The sequence below is a fragment of the Microbacterium sp. Beta genome (assembly GCF_005502545.1).
Lineage (GTDB): Bacteria > Actinomycetota > Actinomycetes > Actinomycetales > Microbacteriaceae > Microbacterium > Microbacterium oxydans.
Window position 1 is genome coordinate 21,005 of record NZ_SCOG01000015.1, and the last position, 19,317, is coordinate 40,321.

Sequence of the window (19,317 nt, forward strand, 5' to 3'; positions counted from 1 at the left end):
CTATGCCGCTCAGGCGACAGGGATCTGCGTGGCCGTAGGGTGAGCGGATGAGCGATGCACGCCCCGCACCCGGCACCGAGATGGTCTTCCAGTGGCGCAAGTGGGACGGCTCGCCGCACTGGCGGCACGAGTGCGTGTATCTCGGTGCCGACCGGTGGGGCGATTGGCTCGGACAGCCCGTGGGGTGGCACAGCGTGCGACCGGGCGCGGAGTTCCACGCCGGGGGTCCGAACGTCACCCTGGTTCCGGCCGACGGCGACCATGCCGTGACGGTCAACCGCCGTCACCGCAGGGGCATGCGCATCTACATCGACCTGGGGTGGGACATCCACTGGTCCGACGATCCGCTCCTCGTGACCGGGATCGACATGGACCTCGACGTGGTGCGGGTCGCGGGCGAGCGCGGCACCTGGGTCGACGACCGCGACGAGTGGGCCGAGCACAGTGTGCGCTACGGGTATCCCGCGGACGTCATGGCCCATCTCGAATCCCTGGCCCTCGACCTCGAGACGCGGGTGCGTGCGCAGGTCGCCCCGTTCGACGACGCCACCGTCGACCCCTGGCTCGACCACCTCGAAGCGCTGGGCCTCCCGCCTAGACTGGACTCGTGACCTCGAACGAGAAGAACCGCGCCGATCTCGGCAAGGACCCCGCCCGCGTCAGCGGCATGTTCGACCAGGTCGCCGCGGGCTACGACCGCACGAACACCGCCATGACGTTCGGCAACGACGTGCTCTGGCGGGCAGCCACCACGCGAGCCGTGGCTCCGAAGCCGGGCGAGCGCATCCTCGACCTCGGTGCCGGAACGGCGTCGTCGTCGGCCTCCCTCGCGCGCAGCGGCGCCGAGGTGGTCGCAGCCGACTTCTCCCCGGGGATGCTCGCCGAGGGGGAGCGGCGGCACGGCGCGATGCGCAACCTGTCGTTCGTGCAGGCCGATGCCACCGATCTGCCGTTCCCCGACGCCTCGTTCGACGCGGTCACCATGTCTTACGCGCTGCGTAACGTGAACGATCCGAAGAAGGCGCTTCGCGAGCTGTATCGGGTCACGAAGCCCGGGGGCCGGCTCGTGATCAACGAGTTCTCGACGCCGCCGGGGAAGCTCTTCCGCAGCGCATACAGGTTCTACAACGCGCAGGTGCTGCCCCGTGTCGCCCGCGTGGCCGGCACCAACGGCGATGCCTACGACTATCTGAACGAGTCGATCAGGGAGTGGCCCGATCAGAAGCGGCTCTCCGCGTGGATTCGTGAGGCGGGCTGGAGCGAGGTCGCGTACCGCAATCTCTCGTTCGGCATCGTGGCCCTGCACAGAGCGCGCAAGCCGGAGTGAACCGTCCGGGCGAAACCGTGACATCGGACGAAGGTAGGCTGAGAACGTGACTTCGAGCCCCATCGCCCCGGGTTCGCGACTGGCGAGCCGTCTCGGCTTCAGCGATCGCGTCTTCATCGGCCCCGCCGCCCGCCGCGTCGCCCGCGCCATCGAGGACGGGCTGGAACTCGTCGAGACCGGTCTGGCCGACGACGTCCGTGTCGCCGACCCTCTGGCCGATGCCGCGAGTCGCTATCTGTACGAGGCAGGTGGCAAGCGCATCCGCCCCGTGCTCACCCTCCTCGCCGCCCAGCTCGGCGACGGCAACACCGCCCAGGTCATCGACGTCGCGAAGGCGCTCGAGATCACGCATCTCGGATCGCTCTATCACGACGATGTGATGGACGGAGCCGATCGCCGTCGCGGGGTACCGGCTGCCCACGCCGTGTGGGGCAACAACATCGCGATCCTCACGGGCGACATCCTGTTCTCCCGTGCCAGCCAGTTGATGTCCCGACTCGGTGAGCGCGCGATCCGTCTTCAGGCCGACACCTTCGAGCGGCTCGTCCTCGGTCAGATGCACGAGACCCTGGGCCCGCAGGAGGGCGACGACCCGATCGAGTTCTACATCCAGGTGCTCGCCGACAAGACGGGTTCGCTGATCGCCGCGGCCACTCAGGGCGGTGTGATCTTCTCGAACGCTCCGTCGGAGTACGAGGAGCCGCTGCGCGTGTACGGCGAGAAGATCGGCGTGGCGTTCCAGCTGCTCGACGATGTGATCGACCTCTCGGCGAAGCCCGAGGAGACCGGCAAGGTGCCGGGCACCGACCTGCGCGCCGGCGTTCCGACCATGCCCTACCTCCTGTTGAAGGCGGAGCACGATGCGGGTGCGGTCGATCTCGCGGCGCGCATCGACGACGGTGTGGCCCTGATCGCCGACGGCGCGGACTCCGCGATCCTCGACGGCCCGCTGGATGAGCTGCGCGATCACGCGGTCACGCAGAAGACCCTCGAGCTCGCGCACGCCTGGACACAGGATGCGATCGACGCCCTCACGCGCCTGCCGCGGGGGACCGTGCGCGAGGCACTGACCCGCTTCGCAGAGACCCTCGCCGAACGCTCCAGCTGAATCCGCGCGGGCGGCCCGTCGGGTCGCGCGCCTGTTGCGACGGCATACGAAAGGACCTCCCATGACCAAGCTCAGACTGGCCATCGTCGGTGCAGGCCCCGCCGGCATCTACGCCGCGGACATCCTGCTGAAGGCGGAGCGCAAGTTCGACGTCTCGATCGATCTGTTCGAGCAGCTTCCCGCGCCCTACGGTCTGGTGCGCTACGGTGTGGCCCCCGACCACCCTCGCATCAAGGGGATCATCACGGCCCTGCGCGACGTTCTCGACCGCGGTGACATCCGCCTGTTCGGCAACGTGCGCTTCGGCGAGGACATCACCCTCGAAGACCTGAAGAAGCACTACAACGCGGTGATCTTCGCCACGGGTGCCATCCGCGACACGTCTCTGGACATCCCCGGCATCGACGCTGTCGCCTCCTACGGAGCGGCCGACTACGTCAGCTGGTTCGACGGACACCCTGACGTTCCGCGCGAATGGCCGCTGGATGCGGCATCCGTCGGTGTGCTGGGCAACGGCAACGTGGCGCTCGATGTCGCACGCATGCTGGCCAAGCACGCGGAGGATCTGCTGGTCACCGAGGTGCCGTCGAACGTCTACGAGGGCCTCAAGGCCAGCGAGATCACCGACGTGCACGTGTTCGGCCGTCGTGGGCCGGCGCAGGTGAAGTTCACGCCGCTCGAGCTGCGCGAGCTCGGCGAACTGCGGGACGTCGACATGGTCGTCTACGACGAGGACTTCGACTACGACGATGCGGCGAAGGATGCCGTCGCCAGCAACAAGCAGGTCATGGTCATCGACCGCATCTTGCAGTCGTGGCGCAAGCGCGATTCGGTGAACAACGCCGGCGGCACGGCCTCGCGACGCCTGCACCTGCACTTCTGGGCGAAGCCGGTCGAGGTCCGCAAGGATGAGAACGGTCGCGTCGCGGCTCTCGTCTACGAGCGCACCCAGCCCGACGGCCAGGGCGGCGCGATCGGCACCGGTGAGCTGCGCGAGGTGCCCTTGCAGGCCCTGTACCGCGCCATCGGCTACTTCGGCTCGCCGCTTCCCGGCGTCCCGTTCGACAAGAAGCACGGCGTGATCCCCAACCGTGAGGGCCAGGTGCTCGCGAAGGACTCGAACGAGCGCGTCCCCGGCATCTACGCCACGGGGTGGATCAAGCGCGGGCCGGTGGGTCTGATCGGGCACACCAAGTCCGATGCGATGGAGACCGTGCGCCACATCATCAACGACCAGGGCTCCTGGTGGCACCCGGAGGACCCCTCCGAGGAGGCCATCGTCGAGCTCCTGCAGGAGCGCGGTGTGCGCTGGACCGACCTGGACGGATGGCACCGCCTCGACGAGCACGAGATCGCTCTGGGCGCGCCTGAGGAGCGGGCCCGCGTCAAGGTGGTCCCGCGCGACGAGATGGTCCGCGTCTCCCGCGGCGAGTAACGCCGTCTCGGTCGGGCCTCCCCGTCCCTTCGGCACGCTCCGCTAGCCTGGCGTGAACGGGGGAGGAATGCATGGCCGACTGGATTCCCGATGTGCTCGGTGACGAGTTCCAGCAGCGCACTCTCGACCTCGGTGTCGACGATCAGGGTCCGGTCGTGGCCACGCTGGTGCGCGCGCTGCCGACAGAGCCGGGCCTCTGGGAAAGGGTGCGCGGACACCGTCCGCTCCTCGACGGAGTCGATGTGCTGTACGTGCACGGCTGGTCCGACTACTTCTTCCAGAAGCGTCTCGCCCGCTTGTGGACCACGCGGGGCGCCCGTTTCTTCGCGCTCGATCTGCGCAAGTACGGCCGCAGCCTCCGCGACGGGCAGACGCCGGGATACATCGCCGATCTCGCGATCTACGACGAGGACATCGCTGCGGCACTGGACGCCATGGGGCGTGGGGAAGGAGGCGTCGAATCCGACCGGCGCCTGATCCTGCTCGGACACTCCACCGGCGGTCTGACACTGAGCCTGTGGGCGTCTCGGCATCCGGGAGCGGCCGACGCGGTGATCCTCAACAGCCCCTGGCTGGAGTTCCAGTTCGCCCCGGCGAGAGCGGCGATCGCCCCGATGGTCGAACTGCAGGCGAGGATCCGTCCGATGGAGGTGGCACCGCAGGTCGACCTCGGCTTCTACACGCGAGCACAGCAGGAGGTGGCCGACCCTGACGACCCGATGGAGGTGAACCCGGTCTGGCGCCCGGCGCAGACCATGGCCGTGTACGCGGGGTGGCTGCACGCCATCCTGTCGGGGCACAAGGCCGTGGCAGCGGGCCTGTCCATCACGGCGCCGGTGTGCGTGCTGCTCTCCGCGAGATTCGTGCCCCCGACGCGATGGTCGGAGGACCTCACCTCAGCCGATTCCGTGCTGGTCGTCGACGACATCGCCCGTGCGGCACTCCGTCTCGGACCCAGCGTCACCGTGGAGCGCATCGATGGTGCCCTGCACGACGTGTTCCTCTCCCGGCACGAGGCACGGGAGGACGCCTATCGGCGGCTGGACCGGTGGGTCACCGCATGGCGAGCGGTGCAGTGAGCTCTCACAGGTAGTACATCGCCCGGACGAGGCGCTCTGCGGTGTCGCCGTCCGCACTTCGGACGGCATCGCCGAAGTCGGAGTACACCTGACCCATGCGTGCGCGATCCGACGGCGGCACCACCCAATCGCGGAGGTTGCGGAACAGCACCATGCTCGCGTCGTCGATCAGCGTGCGATGCTGCGAGTTGCCGCTGTGATCGCCGAGGTAGGAGAACACCGCCCAGCGCGCGTTCGACGTCTCGGTGCCGTCCTCGAGTGATGCGTGCAAGCCCTCGACCAGGGCGACGACGTGCTCGCGCTGGGCCATCGTGATCCTCGGTACGGCCAGTCTCGCGGCGATGCCCGCCTGGTAGCCGGCGAACTCGAGCGACTGCGCCACGGTCTCCGGGGTCACCGCCGTCACCTCCGTGTATCGGCTCGGATACATCGTCACCATCCCGAGGCGTTCCAGTCGCTGGAGCGCCTCCCGCACCGGTGTCCGTGACACGTGCAGCTCCTCCGCCACGTCGACGTCACGGATGCGCTCACCCGCGGCCAACGTGCCGTCGATGATCTGTCCGCCGATGTGGTGGAAGACTTCTTCGGCCAGGAGCTGCTTGCTCTCGCCGATGTTCGTCGATCCGGTGCTCCCCATGGATCCGCCCCCAGTTGCCCTTCTGATCCCGAGCGCCCCATGATTCGCCCGGGAGGGCAACTACATCATGAAGTCGCTTCGGATGCCAATATCCACCACCGGAGTCCGCGGTCCGCGTGGGGGCGCGCAGCGCGGGCCCCGGTGGGCTCTTCTTACGTGTGGTCGCCCGCTCGCGGTTTCCGTGGCCGGCGGATGCTCAGCATCCGCCGGCCACCGAAGACGCGAGCGCATGGAACTGCCGCGGCCTCGTCCCCACGAGGGCAAGCTCGCAACACCGAAATCGCGCAGCCCTACGACGGCAGTGCGTCACGCGGCGTTCGCGTCGTCGGTCGAGTCGACCGCTTCCCAGTCTTGGGTACGGAAACCCATATATTGGTATGCAATTCGACAATCTGGCACGCAGTCCAGAAATCACGATGGAGGGGCCGGATGCGATCGCATCCGGCCCCTCCGTCGTGGAGCGCGACGCTTACCGGTAGTTGATGAACTGCAGGTCGAGATCGAGATCGGCGCCCTTCAACAGTGCGATGACCGACTGCAGGTCGTCGCGGCTCTTGGACTGCACGCGCAGCTCGTCGCCCTGGATCTGGCTCTTCACGCCCTTGGGGCCCTCGTCCCGGATGATCTTGTTGATCTTCTTCGCGTTCTCGGAGGAGATGCCGTCCTTGAGCGTCGAGACGATGCGGAACTCCTTGCCGCTGGCGAACGGGTCGCCGGACTCGAGGCTCTTCAGCGAGATGCCGCGCTTGATGAGCTTGGACTGGAACACGTCGAGCACGGCCTTGGCGCGCTCCTCGGTGTTCGCGATGATGAGGATGCTCTCGCCGCTCCAGGCGATCGACGCACCGGTGCCCTTGAAGTCGTAGCGCTGCTCGATCTCCTTGCGGGCCTGGTTCAGAGCGTTCTCCGCTTCCTGGTGGTCGACCTTCGAGACGATGTCAAATGAGCTGTCAGCCATGGTTTCATCCTACTCAGGGGCTCAGCGCGTAGACGTTGTCGGAGACCCGGGTGGCTCCGTCCGGCGTGGGGTAGTCGTCGGGGACGGTAACGAAGTGCCCGGCGGGACCACTCATCTCCACGGGGGCGCCTTCTCCGCCGCATGCCATGCCCCACTCGCCGTCCTCGGGGAAGGCGAGCACGCATACCGCTCCGTGTTCGACGCCGCGCAGCAGCCAGATCGAGCTGCCGGAGTGTTCACCCACCAGGCGGGCCGACGACAGGTCGGCGACGTCTCCGGAGTCCTGCTCCGCCACCGCGTCCGGGACGGCGTCTTCCGGCTCGGCTTCTCGATCCAGGACGCCGTAGCTCGGGGCGAACACGGTGCACCCGCTCAGCGCCATCGCCGTGAGCGCCAACGCGAGCGCTGCCGTGATCCTGCGGATGCGAAGTGTGCCACCAGCCATGACCACAGTCTACGGAGCGGGTTTTCGTCGGACCCGTGGAAGCGTTTCCATCCAAGTGAAGCGGATTTCGGTGCATCACGGGTTGATATCGACGGCCTCTCTCATTGCGATCACCCCTGATTTCGATGCATACTGTAAGCGCTTGCAGTCCTTGCAGGTGATCAGCACTGAGAGAGGCACACACCAATGAAGGTGAACAAGAGGGGCATCGTCGCCGCGGGCGCGATCGCCATCGTTTCGACTCTGACGCTTGCCGGCTGCTCCACGGGGACCAGCAACGACGACACCTCCGGCTCCGACGACAGCAGTGCGCTGGTCGTCTGGGTCGACGCCGAGCGGGTCGACGCGCTTCAGGGCGCCGCAGATGCCTATGAGGAGAAGACCGGCGTCAAGGTCGAGCTCACGGGCAAGTCGGTCGATGACATGAAGGACGACTTCATCCAGCAGGTCCCGACCGGCAAGGGCCCCGACATCGTCATGGGCGCGCACGACTGGCTGGGCGAGCTCTCCACGAACGGCGTGGTCGCTCCGATCGAGCTGGGCGACAGCTCCGAGGACTACCTCCCCGTCGCGCTGCAGGCGGCGACGTACGACGGCACCGTCTACATGCTCCCGTACGCCGTGGAGAACATCGCCGTGCTCCGCAACGCCGACCTGGTTCCGGCTCCCGCGACCAGCTTCGACGACATGATCTCCAAGGGGAAGTTCGTCGTCGAGCAGGGGACCGAGGGCAACCCGTACCACCTGTACCCGTTCCAGACCGCGTTCGGCGCCCCGGTGTTCGGCACCGACGACACCGGCAGCTACGACTCCACCGACCTCCAGCTCGGCAGCGAGGGCGGCTTCGCCTTCGCCGACTGGCTGGGCGCGCAGGGCGCAGCCGGCGTGCTCAACACCGACGTCGACGGTGAGATCGCCAAGCAGCAGTTCCTCGACGGCACGGCGGCCTTCTGGCTGACCGGTCCGTGGAACGTGGGTGCGGCCACCGACGCCGGCATCAACGTCGCGATCGACCCGATCCCGAGCCCGACCGGTGAGACCGCATCGCCGTTCGCCGGAGTGAAGGGCTTCTTCGTGAGCTCGGAGTCGAAGAACAAGGTCGCCGCGAACGACTTCCTCGTGAACTACATCGGCACCGAAGACGTGCAGCTCGAGCTGTTCAAGGCCGGCAACGTGCTTCCCGCGCTCACCGCTGCCGCCGACACCGCGGCGGCCGACCCGATCATCGCCGGCTTCCAGGCCGTCGGTGCCGACGCCGTGCCGATGCCCGCCATCCCGGCCATGGGTGCGGTCTGGCAGTACTGGGGCGTGGCCGAGGCCGCGATCATCAACGGCGAGGACCCGGCGACGACGTGGCAGAAGCTCGTCGACGACGTGACCGCCGCGATCAAGTAACAGCCAGGACACTGACTCTGCCGGGGTGGGCGCCTTCGCCCGCCCCGGCAGGATCATGACGAGGACGACATGACTGACACCGAAGAGCGCACAGCTCCTCCGACCAAGCGCCAGCGCCAGGCCGCCAAGATCGCCGAGGCTGCATCAGGGCCGATCGGCTGGATGCTGCTGAAGATCCTCCTGCTGGCGGTCGTCGATGCGATCGCCCTGTACGCCGCGTTCGTGCTGTTCGCGCACCAGGAGTGGTTGATCCTCGGCATCGTGGTCGTCGTCGCGGTCCTCGTCAATTACATCTACTTCTCCCGCAAGCGCATCGCGGCGAAGTACCTGACGCCCGGCATCATCTTCCTGATCGTGTTCCAGGTCTTCACGCTGCTCTACACCGGGTACATCGGCTTCACGAACTACGGCACCGGCCACAACGGAACCAAGGACCAGGCGATCTCCTCGCTCCTCGCTTCGGCGCAGGAGCGGGTCGAGGACTCGCCGACGTACCCCGTCACCGTGGTCGAACAGTTCGGCACCTACGGCCTGCTGGCGACCGACCCGGACACCGGCGATGCACTCCTCGGCACGGCGGAGCAGCCGCTCGCAGAGGTCGACGCGCAGTTCGAAGGTGACAAGGCCGTCGCGGTCGACGGGTGGACCACGCTTCCCCTCGCCACCGTCTTCACGCTGTCGGAGGAGCTGGAGCAGCTCTCCGTCCCGTTCAGCGACGACCCCAACGAGGGCAGCCTGCGCGCCCCGGACGGGCAGAAGGGCTACCTCTACGTCTCGACGCTCGAGTACGACGAGGCTGCAGACACGATCACCGACACCACCACAGGGATCGTCTACTCCGACACGGGTGACGGTGCGTTCACAGCTGAAGGCGGAGAGCAGCTCCTCCCCGGATGGCAGACGACGGTCGGTTTCGACAACTTCGTGCGCGCTGTCACCGACTCCTCCATCCGCGGTCCGCTCATCTCGGTGACGCTCTGGACCTTCGCGTTCGCCCTGATCTCGGTCGCGACCACGTTCTTCCTCGGTCTGCTGCTCGCGCTGGTGTTCAACAACACCCGTATGCGCTTCCGCAACGGCTACCGCATCATCCTGATCCTCCCGTACGCGTTCCCCGCGTTCCTGTCCGCGCTGGTCTGGGCGGGCATGATGAACGAGAGCTTCGGCTTCATCAACCAGGTGATCTTCGGCGGGGCCGCGATCCCGTGGCTGACCGATCCCACGCTCGCCAAGGTGTCGGTGCTGCTGGTGAACCTGTGGCTCGGGTTCCCGTACATGTTCCTGGTCTGCATGGGGGCGCTGCAGGGCATCCCGGAGGACGTCAACGAAGCCGCCGTGATGGACGGCGCGAACCCGTGGCAGGTCTTTCGCCGCATCAAGCTGCCGCTGCTGCTCGTGACCGTGGCGCCGCTGCTGATCTCGTCGTTCGCGTTCAACTTCAACAACTTCAACCTGATCTACATGCTCACCAAGGGCGGGCCGCGCTTCAGCGATGTGTCCATCCCCGTGGGCCACACCGACATCCTGATCTCGATGGTCTACAAGGTGGCCTTCACGGGTCAGACCCGCGACTACGGTCTGGCGTCGGCCTTCACGATCCTGATCTTCATCGTGGTCGCGACGATCTCCATCATCAGCTTCCGCAAGACCAAGGCCCTCGAGGAGCTGAACTGACATGAGCACCGACAGCCCCATCACCGAGCGTCCCGCCACAACCCGGTCCGCCGAGAAGGCGCAGACCCTCGCTCCGCGCCGCCGCAGCTTCGGCGCCTGGTTCGCCGACACCGGATGGCGTCACCTCGTGGCGATCGTCGTGAGCGCGTTCGCGCTGTTCCCGCTGCTGTACGTCGTCTCGGCCTCGCTGAACCCGAAGGGGACGCTGACGGGCTCGAACCAGCTGTTCTCCGCGATCGGCATCGACAGCTACGTGCGCATCCTCAGCGATCCGCAGAACCCGTACGGCACGTGGTTCCTCAACACGCTCCTGATCGCCGTCGTCACCGGCGCGGTCACGGTCTTCATCGGAGCGTGCGCCGCCTACGCCTTCTCGCGCATGAGGTTCGCCGGGCGCCGCGTGGGCCTCGTGACGATCGTGGTCGTGCAGATGTTCCCGCAGCTGCTCGCCGTGGTCGCGATCTTCCTCCTCATGTCGACCCTGGGGGACTGGTTCCCGGCCATCGGTCTGAACACCCACACCGGTCTGATCCTGGTGTACCTCGGTGGAGCGCTCGGTGTGAACACCTACCTGATGTACGGCTTCTTCAACACGATCCCCAAGGAGATCGACGAGGCTGCCCGCATCGACGGTGCCGGTCACGCACGCATCTTCTTCACGATCATCCTTCGTCTGGTCGCGCCGATCCTCGCGGTGGTCGGGCTGCTCTCCTTCATCGGCACCGTCAACGAGTACGTGATCGCGAGCGTCATGCTCGTCGACGTGGATCAGCAGACGCTCGTGGTCGGTCTGACGAAGCTCGTCGCGAACCCGCGGTATGCGGACTGGTCGGCGTTCTCGGCGGGGGCCGTGATGGCCGCGATCCCGGTGATGATCCTGTTCCTCTTCCTGCAGAAGTACATCGTGGGCGGTCTGACGGCCGGAGCGACGAAGGGCTGAGTCGCTGGTCTGCCCGCCGGCGTCGTGATCCGGTGGCACGGGTGCCCGCACGGTCGGACTCCTCGCGCTCTCTTGTCTCGCATGCTACCTTGTCTTGCATGACAGCTGATGTCGGCGCTCAGATGCGCAAGGGAGTGGTCGAGTACTGCGTGCTCGGGCTGCTCGCGCGCGAGCCGATGTACGGCTGGCAGCTGGCGGATGCGCTCACCGGCGCGGGCCTGATCGCCAGCATCGGCACGCTGTACCCGCTGCTCGGGAGGCTGAAGGACAACGGGTGGGTCACCACGTTCGATCAGCCCTCCGACAGTGGTCCGGTGCGCAAGTACTACCGGCTCACCGGCAGCGGGATCGATCAGTTGGACCGTTTCCGCGCCCAGTGGACACCATTCGCCCGTGTCGTCACGGGCATCGTCGGAGAGGGACGACCATGACAGAGCTCACCGCAGACGACCTCCGCACCGAGTACCTCGCGCGGCTCGACGAGGCCATGCGCAACCTGCCGCACGGTGTCGCGAGCGACATCCGCGCCGGCATCCTCGAGGAGCTGCAGGGGCTCGATGCCGAAGCGACGGCGGCGCGTATCGCGGATCTCGGCGATCCTGTCGCGATCGCCGATGGGGCTCAGGCGGAAGTCCCGTCCGGGCCGACGATCATCGGCGCGCCCGTGGTCGCCGCGCCCCCGGTGCCGCGTCCGCCGGCGACCTCGACGAGAGGGTTCGCGATCGCTGCGGCGCTGACGTTGAGCTTCGGAGGGATCGTCGTGCCCGTACTCGGCTGGTTCGTCGGCGCCGCGCTCGTGAGCGCGAGCTCGCTCTGGAGGACGTGGGAGAAGGTGGTCGCGATCGTCGTACCCTTCGTCGTCACCGGCATCTCGTTCCTCACGGTCTCCACGCTGACGGCCTTCTCCTCGTCGGAGTCGGGTGGGAGCTCCTCGGGGACCGGGACGCCCCCGGAGGTCCCCGCCGTCAACCCGCTCGTGCCCGGCGTGGGGGAGTGGCACGTCCTCATCCTCCTCGGATTCCTCCTCGTCCCGCTCTCCGGGCTGTGGCTGCTGTGGCGACTCCGGGGGCGCGCCGCAGGATGAAGCGGGTGCCGCGCACCGGATATCGGCGTTGCTCCTCGGGGGATCGGTGCTTCGGGCCTAGCGTGGAGTCATGGCACGGGTGGGGGGTCGCAACCTCGGGATGAGCTGGTTCGCCGGCATCGTGTGCGTCGGCGTCATCGGCGCCCTCGTGTGGCTGTCGCTTCCGATGGTCCCCGTGCTCGCCCAGTTCGCCGGGGATGCGCTTCGCACCGCTCTTCCCTGACCTGGGACGACGTATCCGCATGAATGCCGACACGTCGGCACGCCTCCGCGAGCGTCCGTTCGCGCGGAGGTACCCTCGCAATGCACGATTCCGATGAGAGGCGCACCCCATGAGTGACCCCGACGTTCCCCAGCCCGAGAAGCCGGCTGACGTTGACGACGTCGTCGGCAGCGCGAACGCGGGTCTGGATGCCGCCGCGGCCGCAGGTGCGGATGTTCCCGGCTCCGGCGAGACCGCGGCAGACGGTGGCGACGTCACGCCGGCCGCCGCACCCGTGGATCCCGACCTCGCCGCTTTCGAAGCGGCCGAGCGCGAACACCCCGGAACCTTCGCATCGCCGCCCCCCGCGGTGACCCCCGCTTCCTCCGCTGCGTCGTACGACCGCGCCGAAGAGATCAGGGCTCAGGCCGACGCCGAGACCACCTCCTTCTACCCGGAGCCCGTCGTGGGCGAGCCCGTGCCCTTCGGCCACGAGCAGTCGGGCATGGCGGGAGCCGCCTACGCCCAGTACGGCGATGAGGCCGAGACGCGTGTCGTCCCCTCGGAGCCGCTGGTGGTCGCGGCCGCAGCGCAGCCGCAGCCGATCTTCGTCCAGGCTCCCGAGCCTCCCCGTGACCGGGGCAACCGCGGCACGGCAGGGGCCATCGGGCTTCTCGCCACCCTCGTCTTCGCGGTCCTGTACCTCGGTGCATGGCTCGGTCTCGGCGCGATCGCCGGTGACGTGACCGGAGAGAACATCGGTCAGAGTGCTGTCGCCCCGCTGTCCACCTGGGGGTTCTGGACGCCCGTCGTCGTGTTCTTCCTCGGGTTCTGGCTGCTCGGCGCGATCATCAACCGCGGTCGCTGGGGACTCTGGGTCGTCTTCGGTCTCATCGTCGGCGTCATCGCGTACGGCGGCCACATCCTCGGGCAGCTCTTCGAAGCCCCGTTCTGGAAGCTCAGCTCGAGCCAGGGCCTCGACCTCGTCGGCGAGCAGCTGCTCGCTCCGCTCGCGATCGCGGCATTCGTGTTCGCCCGCGAGCTCACGATCTGGTTCGGCGCGTGGGTCGCACGCAGCGGCGCCCGCAAGACCGAGCTGAACGCCGAGGCACAGCGCGAGTACGAGCGCACGCTCGAAGCCGGCCCGACGCTGGCGAGGTAATCACGAACTCCACCACGCCGAACCCCCGCGGACCCGAGTCCGCGGGGGTTTCGGCCATCCTGGCGGTGGTCCTCGCCACCATCGGCTTCTTCGCGCTCGCCGTCTTCGGACTCGGAGCGGTGAGCGTCGCCACGGACACCGACATCATCGCGGTCCCGAACCTGGGCCAGGTGCCGGGAGTGGCCGGGATGATCGCCGCCGTCGTCTCCTTCGCCCTCGTCCTGTGGTCGACGCTACGTCGGTCGCAGCCCTCCTATGTGGCGACGGTCGCGATCGCCCTGACGGCGGGACTCGCCCACCTCGTCGTCGTCTGGCTCGCCGTACTCATCGGCGACGGAGATCTCGTGCTCGCGACTGCGGTCGCCGGAGACCTGGTGCGAGGCGGTGCGAGCGCTGTCATCGTGCTGGCTGCGCTGATCGCCGGGTGGGGCGGTATCGCCCTGCGGCGCACCCGTGCGGAGCATCCACGCTGGCCCTGGGAGCGCGAAGAGGAGGAGTGACCTTCGGGCGCTCGTCCATCTTCGCCCCGCCGGGCTGGGGAAATCGCGACGGCGAGGGGCGACGCGCCGTACGCTGGTGGAGTGGAGCGCTCGTTGGAGACGCAGGTCGACCAGGCCGTCGAAGCCTGGTTGCGCTGGGTGCCGCGCTGGGAGCCGGCGACCCACCGCGGTCGCGTCGCGCCGTGTCGTCGGTGTCTCGGCTCGCCGATCCTCTCGGCGGCCGGCATCGGGGCGAACGTGCCGCACGGGGTGCAGCACGGGCTGTCGACCAGGATCAAGACCATCGTCGATCATGCCGTCGCGGAGTACACGGCGAGGAACCTGCCGATGCTGCAGCGCGAACTCGACCAGCAGGCCGCGCGCAACCGTGCCCGCAGCTATCGCCCGGCGGAGGATCTCGACCCCGAGTTCGACGGCCTCCCGCTCGATCCCGACCCGGTTCCTGGCGCCCCGTTCCTGTTCACCATCGCCGGGCTCGCGGACGACTCTTCCGCGGAGCTCCCCGCGCTGCCTCCGCTCACGGAGGAGGCCAAGATCGCGCTCCGGCAGGAGGTGGCACTCGCCGACGAGTACGCCAACCTGGTGGGCCGCGAGATCTGCGGCATCCTGCTGCGGCACCGGATCTCGATCCAGGCCGCGGTCTCGCAGCACGTCGAGCCGCAGATCGAGGCGCTGCTGGCCGAGCTGACCGAATCGCTCGACTCGCCGTTCGACCCCGACCTGCCCTGAGGTGCGAGCGCAGTCACGCCCATTTGACCGCTACGTTACGCGGCATTACACTTGATCAGGTGTGTGCACGCCTCCGCGTGCGCACTGGGCGCCGGCACCTGTCGGTCTGCCCCCACGGCATACCCATCACACCAAAAGCTCGTCGGTTCCGGCGTGCCGGTGGGTCATGATGTGAAACCCATCACGCTGTCACCGTGCAGCACTATGAGGAGAGAACGTGCCAACCATTCAGCAGTTGGTTCGCAAGGGTCGCTCGCCCAAGGTCACCAAGACCAAGGCGCCGGCGCTCAAGTCGAACCCGCAGCAGGCCGGGGTCTGCACCCGCGTCTACACCACCACGCCGAAGAAGCCGAACTCGGCGATGCGCAAGGTCGCTCGTGTGAAGCTCCGCAACGGCACCGAGGTCACCGCGTACATCCCCGGTGAGGGCCACAACCTGCAGGAGCACTCGCTCGTGCTCGTGCGTGGCGGTCGTGTCAAGGACCTCCCCGGTGTGCGTTACAAGATCGTCCGCGGCGCCCTGGACACCCAGGCAGTCAAGAACCGTAAGCAGGCTCGTTCCCGCTACGGCGCGAAGAAGGGTTGAGTTAGATGCCTCGTAAGGGACCAGCCCCCAAGCGCCCCGTCGTCAACGACCCGGTATACGGCGCACCGATCGTCACCTCGCTGGTGAACAAGATCCTCGTCGACGGCAAGAAGTCGCTGGCCGAGTCGATCGTCTACGGCGCCCTCCGCGGTGTCGAGGCGAAGAACGGTCAGGACGCCGTCGCCACCCTGAAGAAGGCGCTCGACAACGTGCGCCCGACCCTCGAGGTCCGCAGCCGCCGCGTCGGTGGCTCGACCTACCAGGTGCCGGTCGAGGTCAAGCCTCACCGCGCCAACACGCTCGCACTGCGCTGGCTCGTGAGCTACGCGAAGGGCCGTCGTGAGAAGACGATGACCGAGCGTCTGCAGAACGAGATCCTCGACGCGTCGAACGGCCTGGGTGCCGCGGTCAAGCGCCGCGAGGACACGCACAAGATGGCCGAGTCGAACCGCGCGTTCGCTCACTACCGCTGGTAAACAGCTCCGCCGGCCCCTCGGCCACCCGAAGAGGGGCCGGCACCCCCTCTTCGCAGTACACCTGCTCCAAAAGATAAGGACACTCCTGTGGCACAAGACGTGCTCACGGACCTGAGCAAGGTCCGCAACATCGGCATCATGGCGCACATCGATGCCGGCAAGACCACGACGACCGAGCGCATCCTGTTCTACACGGGCGTCAACCACAAGCTCGGCGAGACGCACGACGGCGCCTCGACCACCGACTGGATGGAGCAGGAGAAGGAGCGCGGCATCACGATCACGTCTGCCGCCGTGACCTGCTACTGGAACAAGAACCAGATCAACATCATCGACACCCCCGGCCACGTGGACTTCACGGTCGAGGTGGAGCGTTCGCTCCGCGTGCTCGACGGTGCGGTCGCCGTGTTCGACGGCAAGGAGGGCGTCGAGCCCCAGTCCGAGACCGTCTGGCGTCAGGCCGACAAGTACAACGTCCCGCGCATCTGCTTCGTCAACAAGATGGACAAGCTCGGCGCCGACTTCTACTTCACGGTCGACACCATCATCAACCGCCTCGGCGCCAAGCCGCTCGTGATCCAGCTGCCGATCGGCGCGGAGAGCGACTTCATCGGCGTCGTCGACCTGATCGAGATGCGTGCACTGGTCTGGGCCGGAGACTCCAAGGGTGACGTCACCATGGGCGCCTCCTACGAGATCCAGGAGATCCCGGAAGACCTCAAGGAGAAGGCGGCGGAGTACCGTCAGCAGCTCCTCGAGACCGTCGCCGAGACCGACGACGCGCTGCTGGAGAAGTTCTTCGGTGGCGAGGAGCTCACGGTCGCCGAGATCAAGGGCGCCATCCGCAAGCTGACCGTCGCGAGCGAGATCTACCCGGTGCTCTGCGGCTCCGCGTTCAAGAACCGCGGCGTCCAGCCGATGCTCGACGCGGTCGTCGACTACCTCCCGAACCCGCTCGACGTGGGCTCGATCGAGGCGCACGACCCGAAGGACTACGACACGATCATCGAGCGTCACCCCGACGCCAATGACCCGTTCGCAGCTCTCGCGTTCAAGGTCGCCGTGCACCCGTTCTTCGGTCGCCTCACCTACGTGCGCGTCTACTCGGGCCACCTCGACTCCGGTTCGGCCGTCGTCAACTCGACCAAGAACAAGAAGGAGCGCATCGGGAAGATCTTCCAGATGCACGCCAACAAGGAGATCCCGGTCCCCTCGGTCACCGCCGGCAACATCTACGCGGTCATCGGCCTCAAGGACACCACCACGGGTGACACCCTCACCGACCCGACGGCGCCCGTCGTCCTCGAGTCGATGACGTTCCCGGAGCCCGTCATCGAGGTCGCGATCGAGCCGAAGACCAAGGCCGACCAGGAGAAGCTGGGTGTCGCCATCCAGAAGCTCGCTGAAGAGGACCCGACCTTCCGTACGGAGCTCAACCCCGAGACCGGTCAGACGACCATCAAGGGCATGGGCGAGCTGCACCTCGACATCCTCGTCGACCGCATGAAGCGCGAGTTCAACGTCGAGGCCAACGTCGGCAAGCCGCAGGTGGCGTACCGCGAGACGATCCGCAAGACCGTCGAGAAGCACGACTACACGCACAAGAAGCAGACCGGTGGTTCTGGACAGTTCGCCAAGATCCAGTTCACCATCGAGCCGCTCGACCTCGACTCCGAGAAGACCTACGAGTTCGTGAACGCCGTCACCGGTGGTCGCATCCCTCGTGAGTACATCGGCTCGATCGACGCCGGTTTCCAGGACGCGATGAACGTCGGTGTGCTCGCGGGCTACCCGATGGTCGGCGTCAAGGCGACCATCGTCGACGGTGCGGCCCACGACGTCGACTCCTCGGAGATGGCGTTCAAGATCGCGGGCTCCATGGGCTTCAAGGAGGCCGCGCGTCGTGCCAACCCCGTGCTGCTCGAGCCGCTGATGGCCGTCGAGGTCCGTACTCCTGAGGAGTACATGGGCGACGTCATCGGCGACCTGAACTCGCGTCGAGGCCAGATCCAGTCGATGGAAGACGCTGCCGGCGTCAAGGTCGTCCGCGCTCAGGTCCCGCTGTCCGAGATGTTCGGCTACATCGGCGACCTGCGCTCGAAGACCTCGGGCCGTGCCGTCTACTCGATGGAGTTCCACAGCTACGCTGAGGTGCCCCGCGCTGTGGCCGACGAGATCGTCCAGAAGACCAAGGGCGAGTAATCGCTCTTCTGGGAGCCCTGGGTCGCTGAGCCTGTCGAAGCACCCGGGGTTCCCAGGTCACCTACAACTTCACATTCCCTCTCTACTAAACTGAGAACCTAACCCGTAGAGAACCGGTCGCAAACCAGTGCCCGGTCACCTCTACAACGACGTCCTGAGGAGGACCCAGTGGCTAAGGCCAAGTTCGAGCGGACCAAGCCGCACGTCAACATCGGAACGATCGGTCACGTCGACCACGGCAAGACCACGCTCTCCGCAGCGATCTCGAAGGTGCTTGCTGACAAGTTCCCGTCCGACACCAACGTGCAGCGTGACTTCGCTTCCATCGACTCGGCGCCGGAAGAGCGCCAGCGTGGAATCACCATCAACATCTCGCACATCGAGTACGAGACCCCCAAGCGCCACTACGCGCACGTTGACGCTCCCGGCCACGCCGACTACGTCAAGAACATGATCACCGGTGCGGCTCAGATGGACGGCGCGATCCTCGTGGTCGCCGCCACCGACGGCCCGATGGCTCAGACGCGTGAGCACGTGCTGCTGGCCAAGCAGGTCGGCGTTCCGTACCTGCTGGTCGCGCTGAACAAGTCCGACATGGTCGACGACGAGGAGATCCTGGAGCTCGTCGAGCTCGAGGTCCGCGAGCTGCTCGCAGGCCAGGGCTTCGACGAGGACGCTCCTGTCGTCCGCGTCTCGGCTCTCAAGGCCCTCGAGGGCGACGAGAAGTGGACCCAGGCGATCCTGGACCTGATGCAGGCTGTCGACGACAGCGTTCCGGACCCGGAGCGTGACCGTGACAAGCCGTTCCTGATGCCCGTCGAGGACGTCTTCACGATCACCGGTCGTGGCACCGTCGTCACGGGTCGCGCCGAGCGTGGCACGCTGGCCATCAACTCCGAGGTCGAGATCGTCGGACTCCGTCCGACCGTCAAGACCACGGTCACGGGTATCGAGATGTTCCACAAGCAGCTCGACGAGGCCTGGGCCGGCGAGAACTGTGGTTTGCTGCTCCGCGGCACCAAGCGTGAGGACGTCGAGCGCGGCCAGGTTATCGTGAAGCCGGGTTCGGTCACGCCGCACACCGACTTCGAGGGCACCGCGTACATCCTGTCCAAGGACGAGGGTGGGCGTCACAACCCGTTCTACACGAACTACCGCCCACAGTTCTACTTCCGCACCACCGACGTCACCGGCGTCATCTCGCTGCCCGAGGGCACCGAGATGGTCATGCCCGGCGACACCACCGACATGACGGTCGAGCTGATCCAGCCGATCGCCATGGAGGAGGGCCTCGGCTTCGCCATCCGTGAGGGTGGACGCACCGTCGGCGCCGGTACGGTCACGAAGATCATCAAGTAAGCATCTGCTTCCTCGCAAA

Annotated in this window: 21 protein-coding genes; 18 read left to right on the forward strand and 3 right to left on the reverse strand. The window is 67.0% G+C overall.

What is annotated here, in order from left to right; genetic code table 11:
• Window positions 1-47: 47 nt before the first annotated feature.
• The 5 genes from FFS56_RS13960 (at window position 48) to FFS56_RS13980 (ending at window position 4,949) form a co-directional block, all read left to right on the forward strand.
• On the forward strand, window positions 48-611 hold the full coding sequence (locus FFS56_RS13960) for a DUF402 domain-containing protein (protein ID WP_127012590.1): 564 nt from the start codon (window positions 48-50) through the stop codon (window positions 609-611).
• Window positions 608-1,327: a class I SAM-dependent methyltransferase gene (locus FFS56_RS13965; RefSeq protein WP_058632562.1), complete on the forward strand. Its 720-nt coding sequence runs from the start codon at window positions 608-610 to the stop codon at window positions 1,325-1,327. Before FFS56_RS13960 ends, FFS56_RS13965 begins: the two co-directional genes overlap by 4 nt.
• Window positions 1,328-1,373: 46 nt before the next feature.
• Window positions 1,374-2,435: a polyprenyl synthetase family protein gene (locus FFS56_RS13970; protein WP_127012589.1), complete on the forward strand. Its 1,062-nt coding sequence runs from the start codon at window positions 1,374-1,376 to the stop codon at window positions 2,433-2,435.
• Between the two features lie 61 nt (window positions 2,436-2,496).
• Entirely contained in the window at window positions 2,497-3,870 is a 1,374-nt protein-coding gene (locus tag FFS56_RS13975; RefSeq protein WP_046747798.1) for an FAD-dependent oxidoreductase, read from the forward strand.
• Between the two features lie 71 nt (window positions 3,871-3,941).
• Window positions 3,942-4,949, forward strand: coding sequence for an alpha/beta hydrolase (locus FFS56_RS13980; RefSeq protein WP_127012588.1), 1,008 nt, complete (start codon window positions 3,942-3,944; stop codon window positions 4,947-4,949).
• Between the two features lie 4 nt (window positions 4,950-4,953).
• Here the strand turns inward: FFS56_RS13980 and FFS56_RS13985 are convergent, their stop codons facing one another.
• The 3 genes from FFS56_RS13985 to FFS56_RS13995 all read right to left on the reverse strand — a co-directional run bounded on the left by FFS56_RS13985 (window position 4,954) and on the right by FFS56_RS13995 (window position 6,989).
• Window positions 4,954-5,586, reverse strand: a complete 633-nt coding sequence (locus FFS56_RS13985) for a GntR family transcriptional regulator (protein WP_046747800.1) — start codon at window positions 5,584-5,586, stop codon at window positions 4,954-4,956.
• A gap of 469 nt (window positions 5,587-6,055) precedes the next feature.
• A complete protein-coding gene (locus FFS56_RS13990; protein WP_017829222.1) occupies window positions 6,056-6,544 on the reverse strand; it encodes a YajQ family cyclic di-GMP-binding protein in 489 nt (162 codons plus the stop codon).
• Window positions 6,545-6,557: 13 nt separating this feature from the next.
• The gene (locus FFS56_RS13995) at window positions 6,558-6,989 is read right to left on the reverse strand and encodes a hypothetical protein (protein WP_046747801.1); all 432 of its coding nucleotides are present in this window, start codon (window positions 6,987-6,989) and stop codon (window positions 6,558-6,560) included.
• Between the two features lie 186 nt (window positions 6,990-7,175).
• Here FFS56_RS13995 and FFS56_RS14000 point away from each other — a divergent pair, with 186 nt between their 5' ends.
• From FFS56_RS14000 to tuf, 13 genes are all read left to right on the forward strand, one after another.
• Window positions 7,176-8,384 (forward strand): maltose ABC transporter substrate-binding protein, encoded by a 1,209-nt coding sequence (locus FFS56_RS14000; RefSeq protein WP_046747802.1) that lies wholly within the window; start codon window positions 7,176-7,178, stop codon window positions 8,382-8,384.
• 69 nt (window positions 8,385-8,453) lie between these two features.
• The gene (locus FFS56_RS14005) at window positions 8,454-10,058 is read left to right on the forward strand and encodes an ABC transporter permease subunit (protein ID WP_127012587.1); all 1,605 of its coding nucleotides are present in this window, start codon (window positions 8,454-8,456) and stop codon (window positions 10,056-10,058) included.
• 1 nt (window position 10,059) lies between these two features.
• Window positions 10,060-10,998 (forward strand): sugar ABC transporter permease, encoded by a 939-nt coding sequence (locus FFS56_RS14010; protein ID WP_046747804.1) that lies wholly within the window; start codon window positions 10,060-10,062, stop codon window positions 10,996-10,998.
• Between the two features lie 98 nt (window positions 10,999-11,096).
• A complete protein-coding gene (locus tag FFS56_RS14015; protein ID WP_046747805.1) occupies window positions 11,097-11,429 on the forward strand; it encodes a PadR family transcriptional regulator in 333 nt (110 codons plus the stop codon).
• Entirely contained in the window at window positions 11,426-12,082 is a 657-nt protein-coding gene (locus tag FFS56_RS14020; protein ID WP_127012586.1) for a hypothetical protein, read from the forward strand. Before FFS56_RS14015 ends, FFS56_RS14020 begins: the two co-directional genes overlap by 4 nt.
• Window positions 12,083-12,152: 70 nt before the next feature.
• Window positions 12,153-12,305, forward strand: a complete 153-nt coding sequence (locus FFS56_RS20585) for a hypothetical protein (protein ID WP_164734115.1) — start codon at window positions 12,153-12,155, stop codon at window positions 12,303-12,305.
• Between the two features lie 109 nt (window positions 12,306-12,414).
• The gene (locus FFS56_RS14025; protein WP_046747807.1) at window positions 12,415-13,446 is read left to right on the forward strand and encodes an ABC transporter; all 1,032 of its coding nucleotides are present in this window, start codon (window positions 12,415-12,417) and stop codon (window positions 13,444-13,446) included.
• A gap of 65 nt (window positions 13,447-13,511) precedes the next feature.
• The gene (locus FFS56_RS14030) at window positions 13,512-13,946 is read left to right on the forward strand and encodes a hypothetical protein (RefSeq protein WP_052748698.1); all 435 of its coding nucleotides are present in this window, start codon (window positions 13,512-13,514) and stop codon (window positions 13,944-13,946) included.
• 81 nt (window positions 13,947-14,027) lie between these two features.
• A complete protein-coding gene (locus FFS56_RS14035) occupies window positions 14,028-14,675 on the forward strand; it encodes a spermidine/putrescine ABC transporter substrate-binding protein (protein ID WP_164734114.1) in 648 nt (215 codons plus the stop codon).
• 217 nt (window positions 14,676-14,892) lie between these two features.
• Window positions 14,893-15,261 carry a 30S ribosomal protein S12 gene (gene rpsL / locus FFS56_RS14040; protein WP_017201609.1) on the forward strand — a complete coding sequence of 123 codons (369 nt, stop codon included), beginning with the start codon at window positions 14,893-14,895 and terminating at the stop codon, window positions 15,259-15,261.
• 5 nt (window positions 15,262-15,266) lie between these two features.
• Window positions 15,267-15,737: a 30S ribosomal protein S7 gene (gene rpsG, locus FFS56_RS14045; RefSeq protein WP_017201608.1), complete on the forward strand. Its 471-nt coding sequence runs from the start codon at window positions 15,267-15,269 to the stop codon at window positions 15,735-15,737.
• An 87-nt stretch (window positions 15,738-15,824) separates the two neighbouring features.
• Window positions 15,825-17,939, forward strand: a complete 2,115-nt coding sequence (gene fusA, locus FFS56_RS14050; protein ID WP_046747809.1) for an elongation factor G — start codon at window positions 15,825-15,827, stop codon at window positions 17,937-17,939.
• A 168-nt stretch (window positions 17,940-18,107) separates the two neighbouring features.
• Window positions 18,108-19,298: an elongation factor Tu gene (gene tuf / locus FFS56_RS14055; protein WP_046747810.1), complete on the forward strand. Its 1,191-nt coding sequence runs from the start codon at window positions 18,108-18,110 to the stop codon at window positions 19,296-19,298.
• Window positions 19,299-19,317: the final 19 nt, after the last annotated feature.

Coding starts and splice junctions, on each gene's coding strand:
- FFS56_RS13995 (WP_046747801.1), bottom strand. CDS start 6,989: ATGGCTGGTGGCACACTTCGCATCCGCAGGATCACGGCAGCGCTCGCG.
- FFS56_RS14015 (WP_046747805.1), top strand. CDS start 11,097: ATGACAGCTGATGTCGGCGCTCAGATGCGCAAGGGAGTGGTCGAGTAC.
- FFS56_RS14000 (WP_046747802.1), top strand. CDS start 7,176: ATGAAGGTGAACAAGAGGGGCATCGTCGCCGCGGGCGCGATCGCCATC.
- FFS56_RS14010 (WP_046747804.1), top strand. CDS start 10,060: ATGAGCACCGACAGCCCCATCACCGAGCGTCCCGCCACAACCCGGTCC.
- FFS56_RS13975 (WP_046747798.1), top strand. CDS start 2,497: ATGACCAAGCTCAGACTGGCCATCGTCGGTGCAGGCCCCGCCGGCATC.
- FFS56_RS14020 (WP_127012586.1), top strand. CDS start 11,426: ATGACAGAGCTCACCGCAGACGACCTCCGCACCGAGTACCTCGCGCGG.
- FFS56_RS13980 (WP_127012588.1), top strand. CDS start 3,942: ATGGCCGACTGGATTCCCGATGTGCTCGGTGACGAGTTCCAGCAGCGC.
- FFS56_RS13990 (WP_017829222.1), bottom strand. CDS start 6,544: ATGGCTGACAGCTCATTTGACATCGTCTCGAAGGTCGACCACCAGGAA.
- rpsG (WP_017201608.1), top strand. CDS start 15,267: ATGCCTCGTAAGGGACCAGCCCCCAAGCGCCCCGTCGTCAACGACCCG.
- FFS56_RS14025 (WP_046747807.1), top strand. CDS start 12,415: ATGAGTGACCCCGACGTTCCCCAGCCCGAGAAGCCGGCTGACGTTGAC.
- FFS56_RS13960 (WP_127012590.1), top strand. CDS start 48: ATGAGCGATGCACGCCCCGCACCCGGCACCGAGATGGTCTTCCAGTGG.
- FFS56_RS20585 (WP_164734115.1), top strand. CDS start 12,153: ATGGCACGGGTGGGGGGTCGCAACCTCGGGATGAGCTGGTTCGCCGGC.
- FFS56_RS13985 (WP_046747800.1), bottom strand. CDS start 5,586: ATGGGGAGCACCGGATCGACGAACATCGGCGAGAGCAAGCAGCTCCTG.
- FFS56_RS14005 (WP_127012587.1), top strand. CDS start 8,454: ATGACTGACACCGAAGAGCGCACAGCTCCTCCGACCAAGCGCCAGCGC.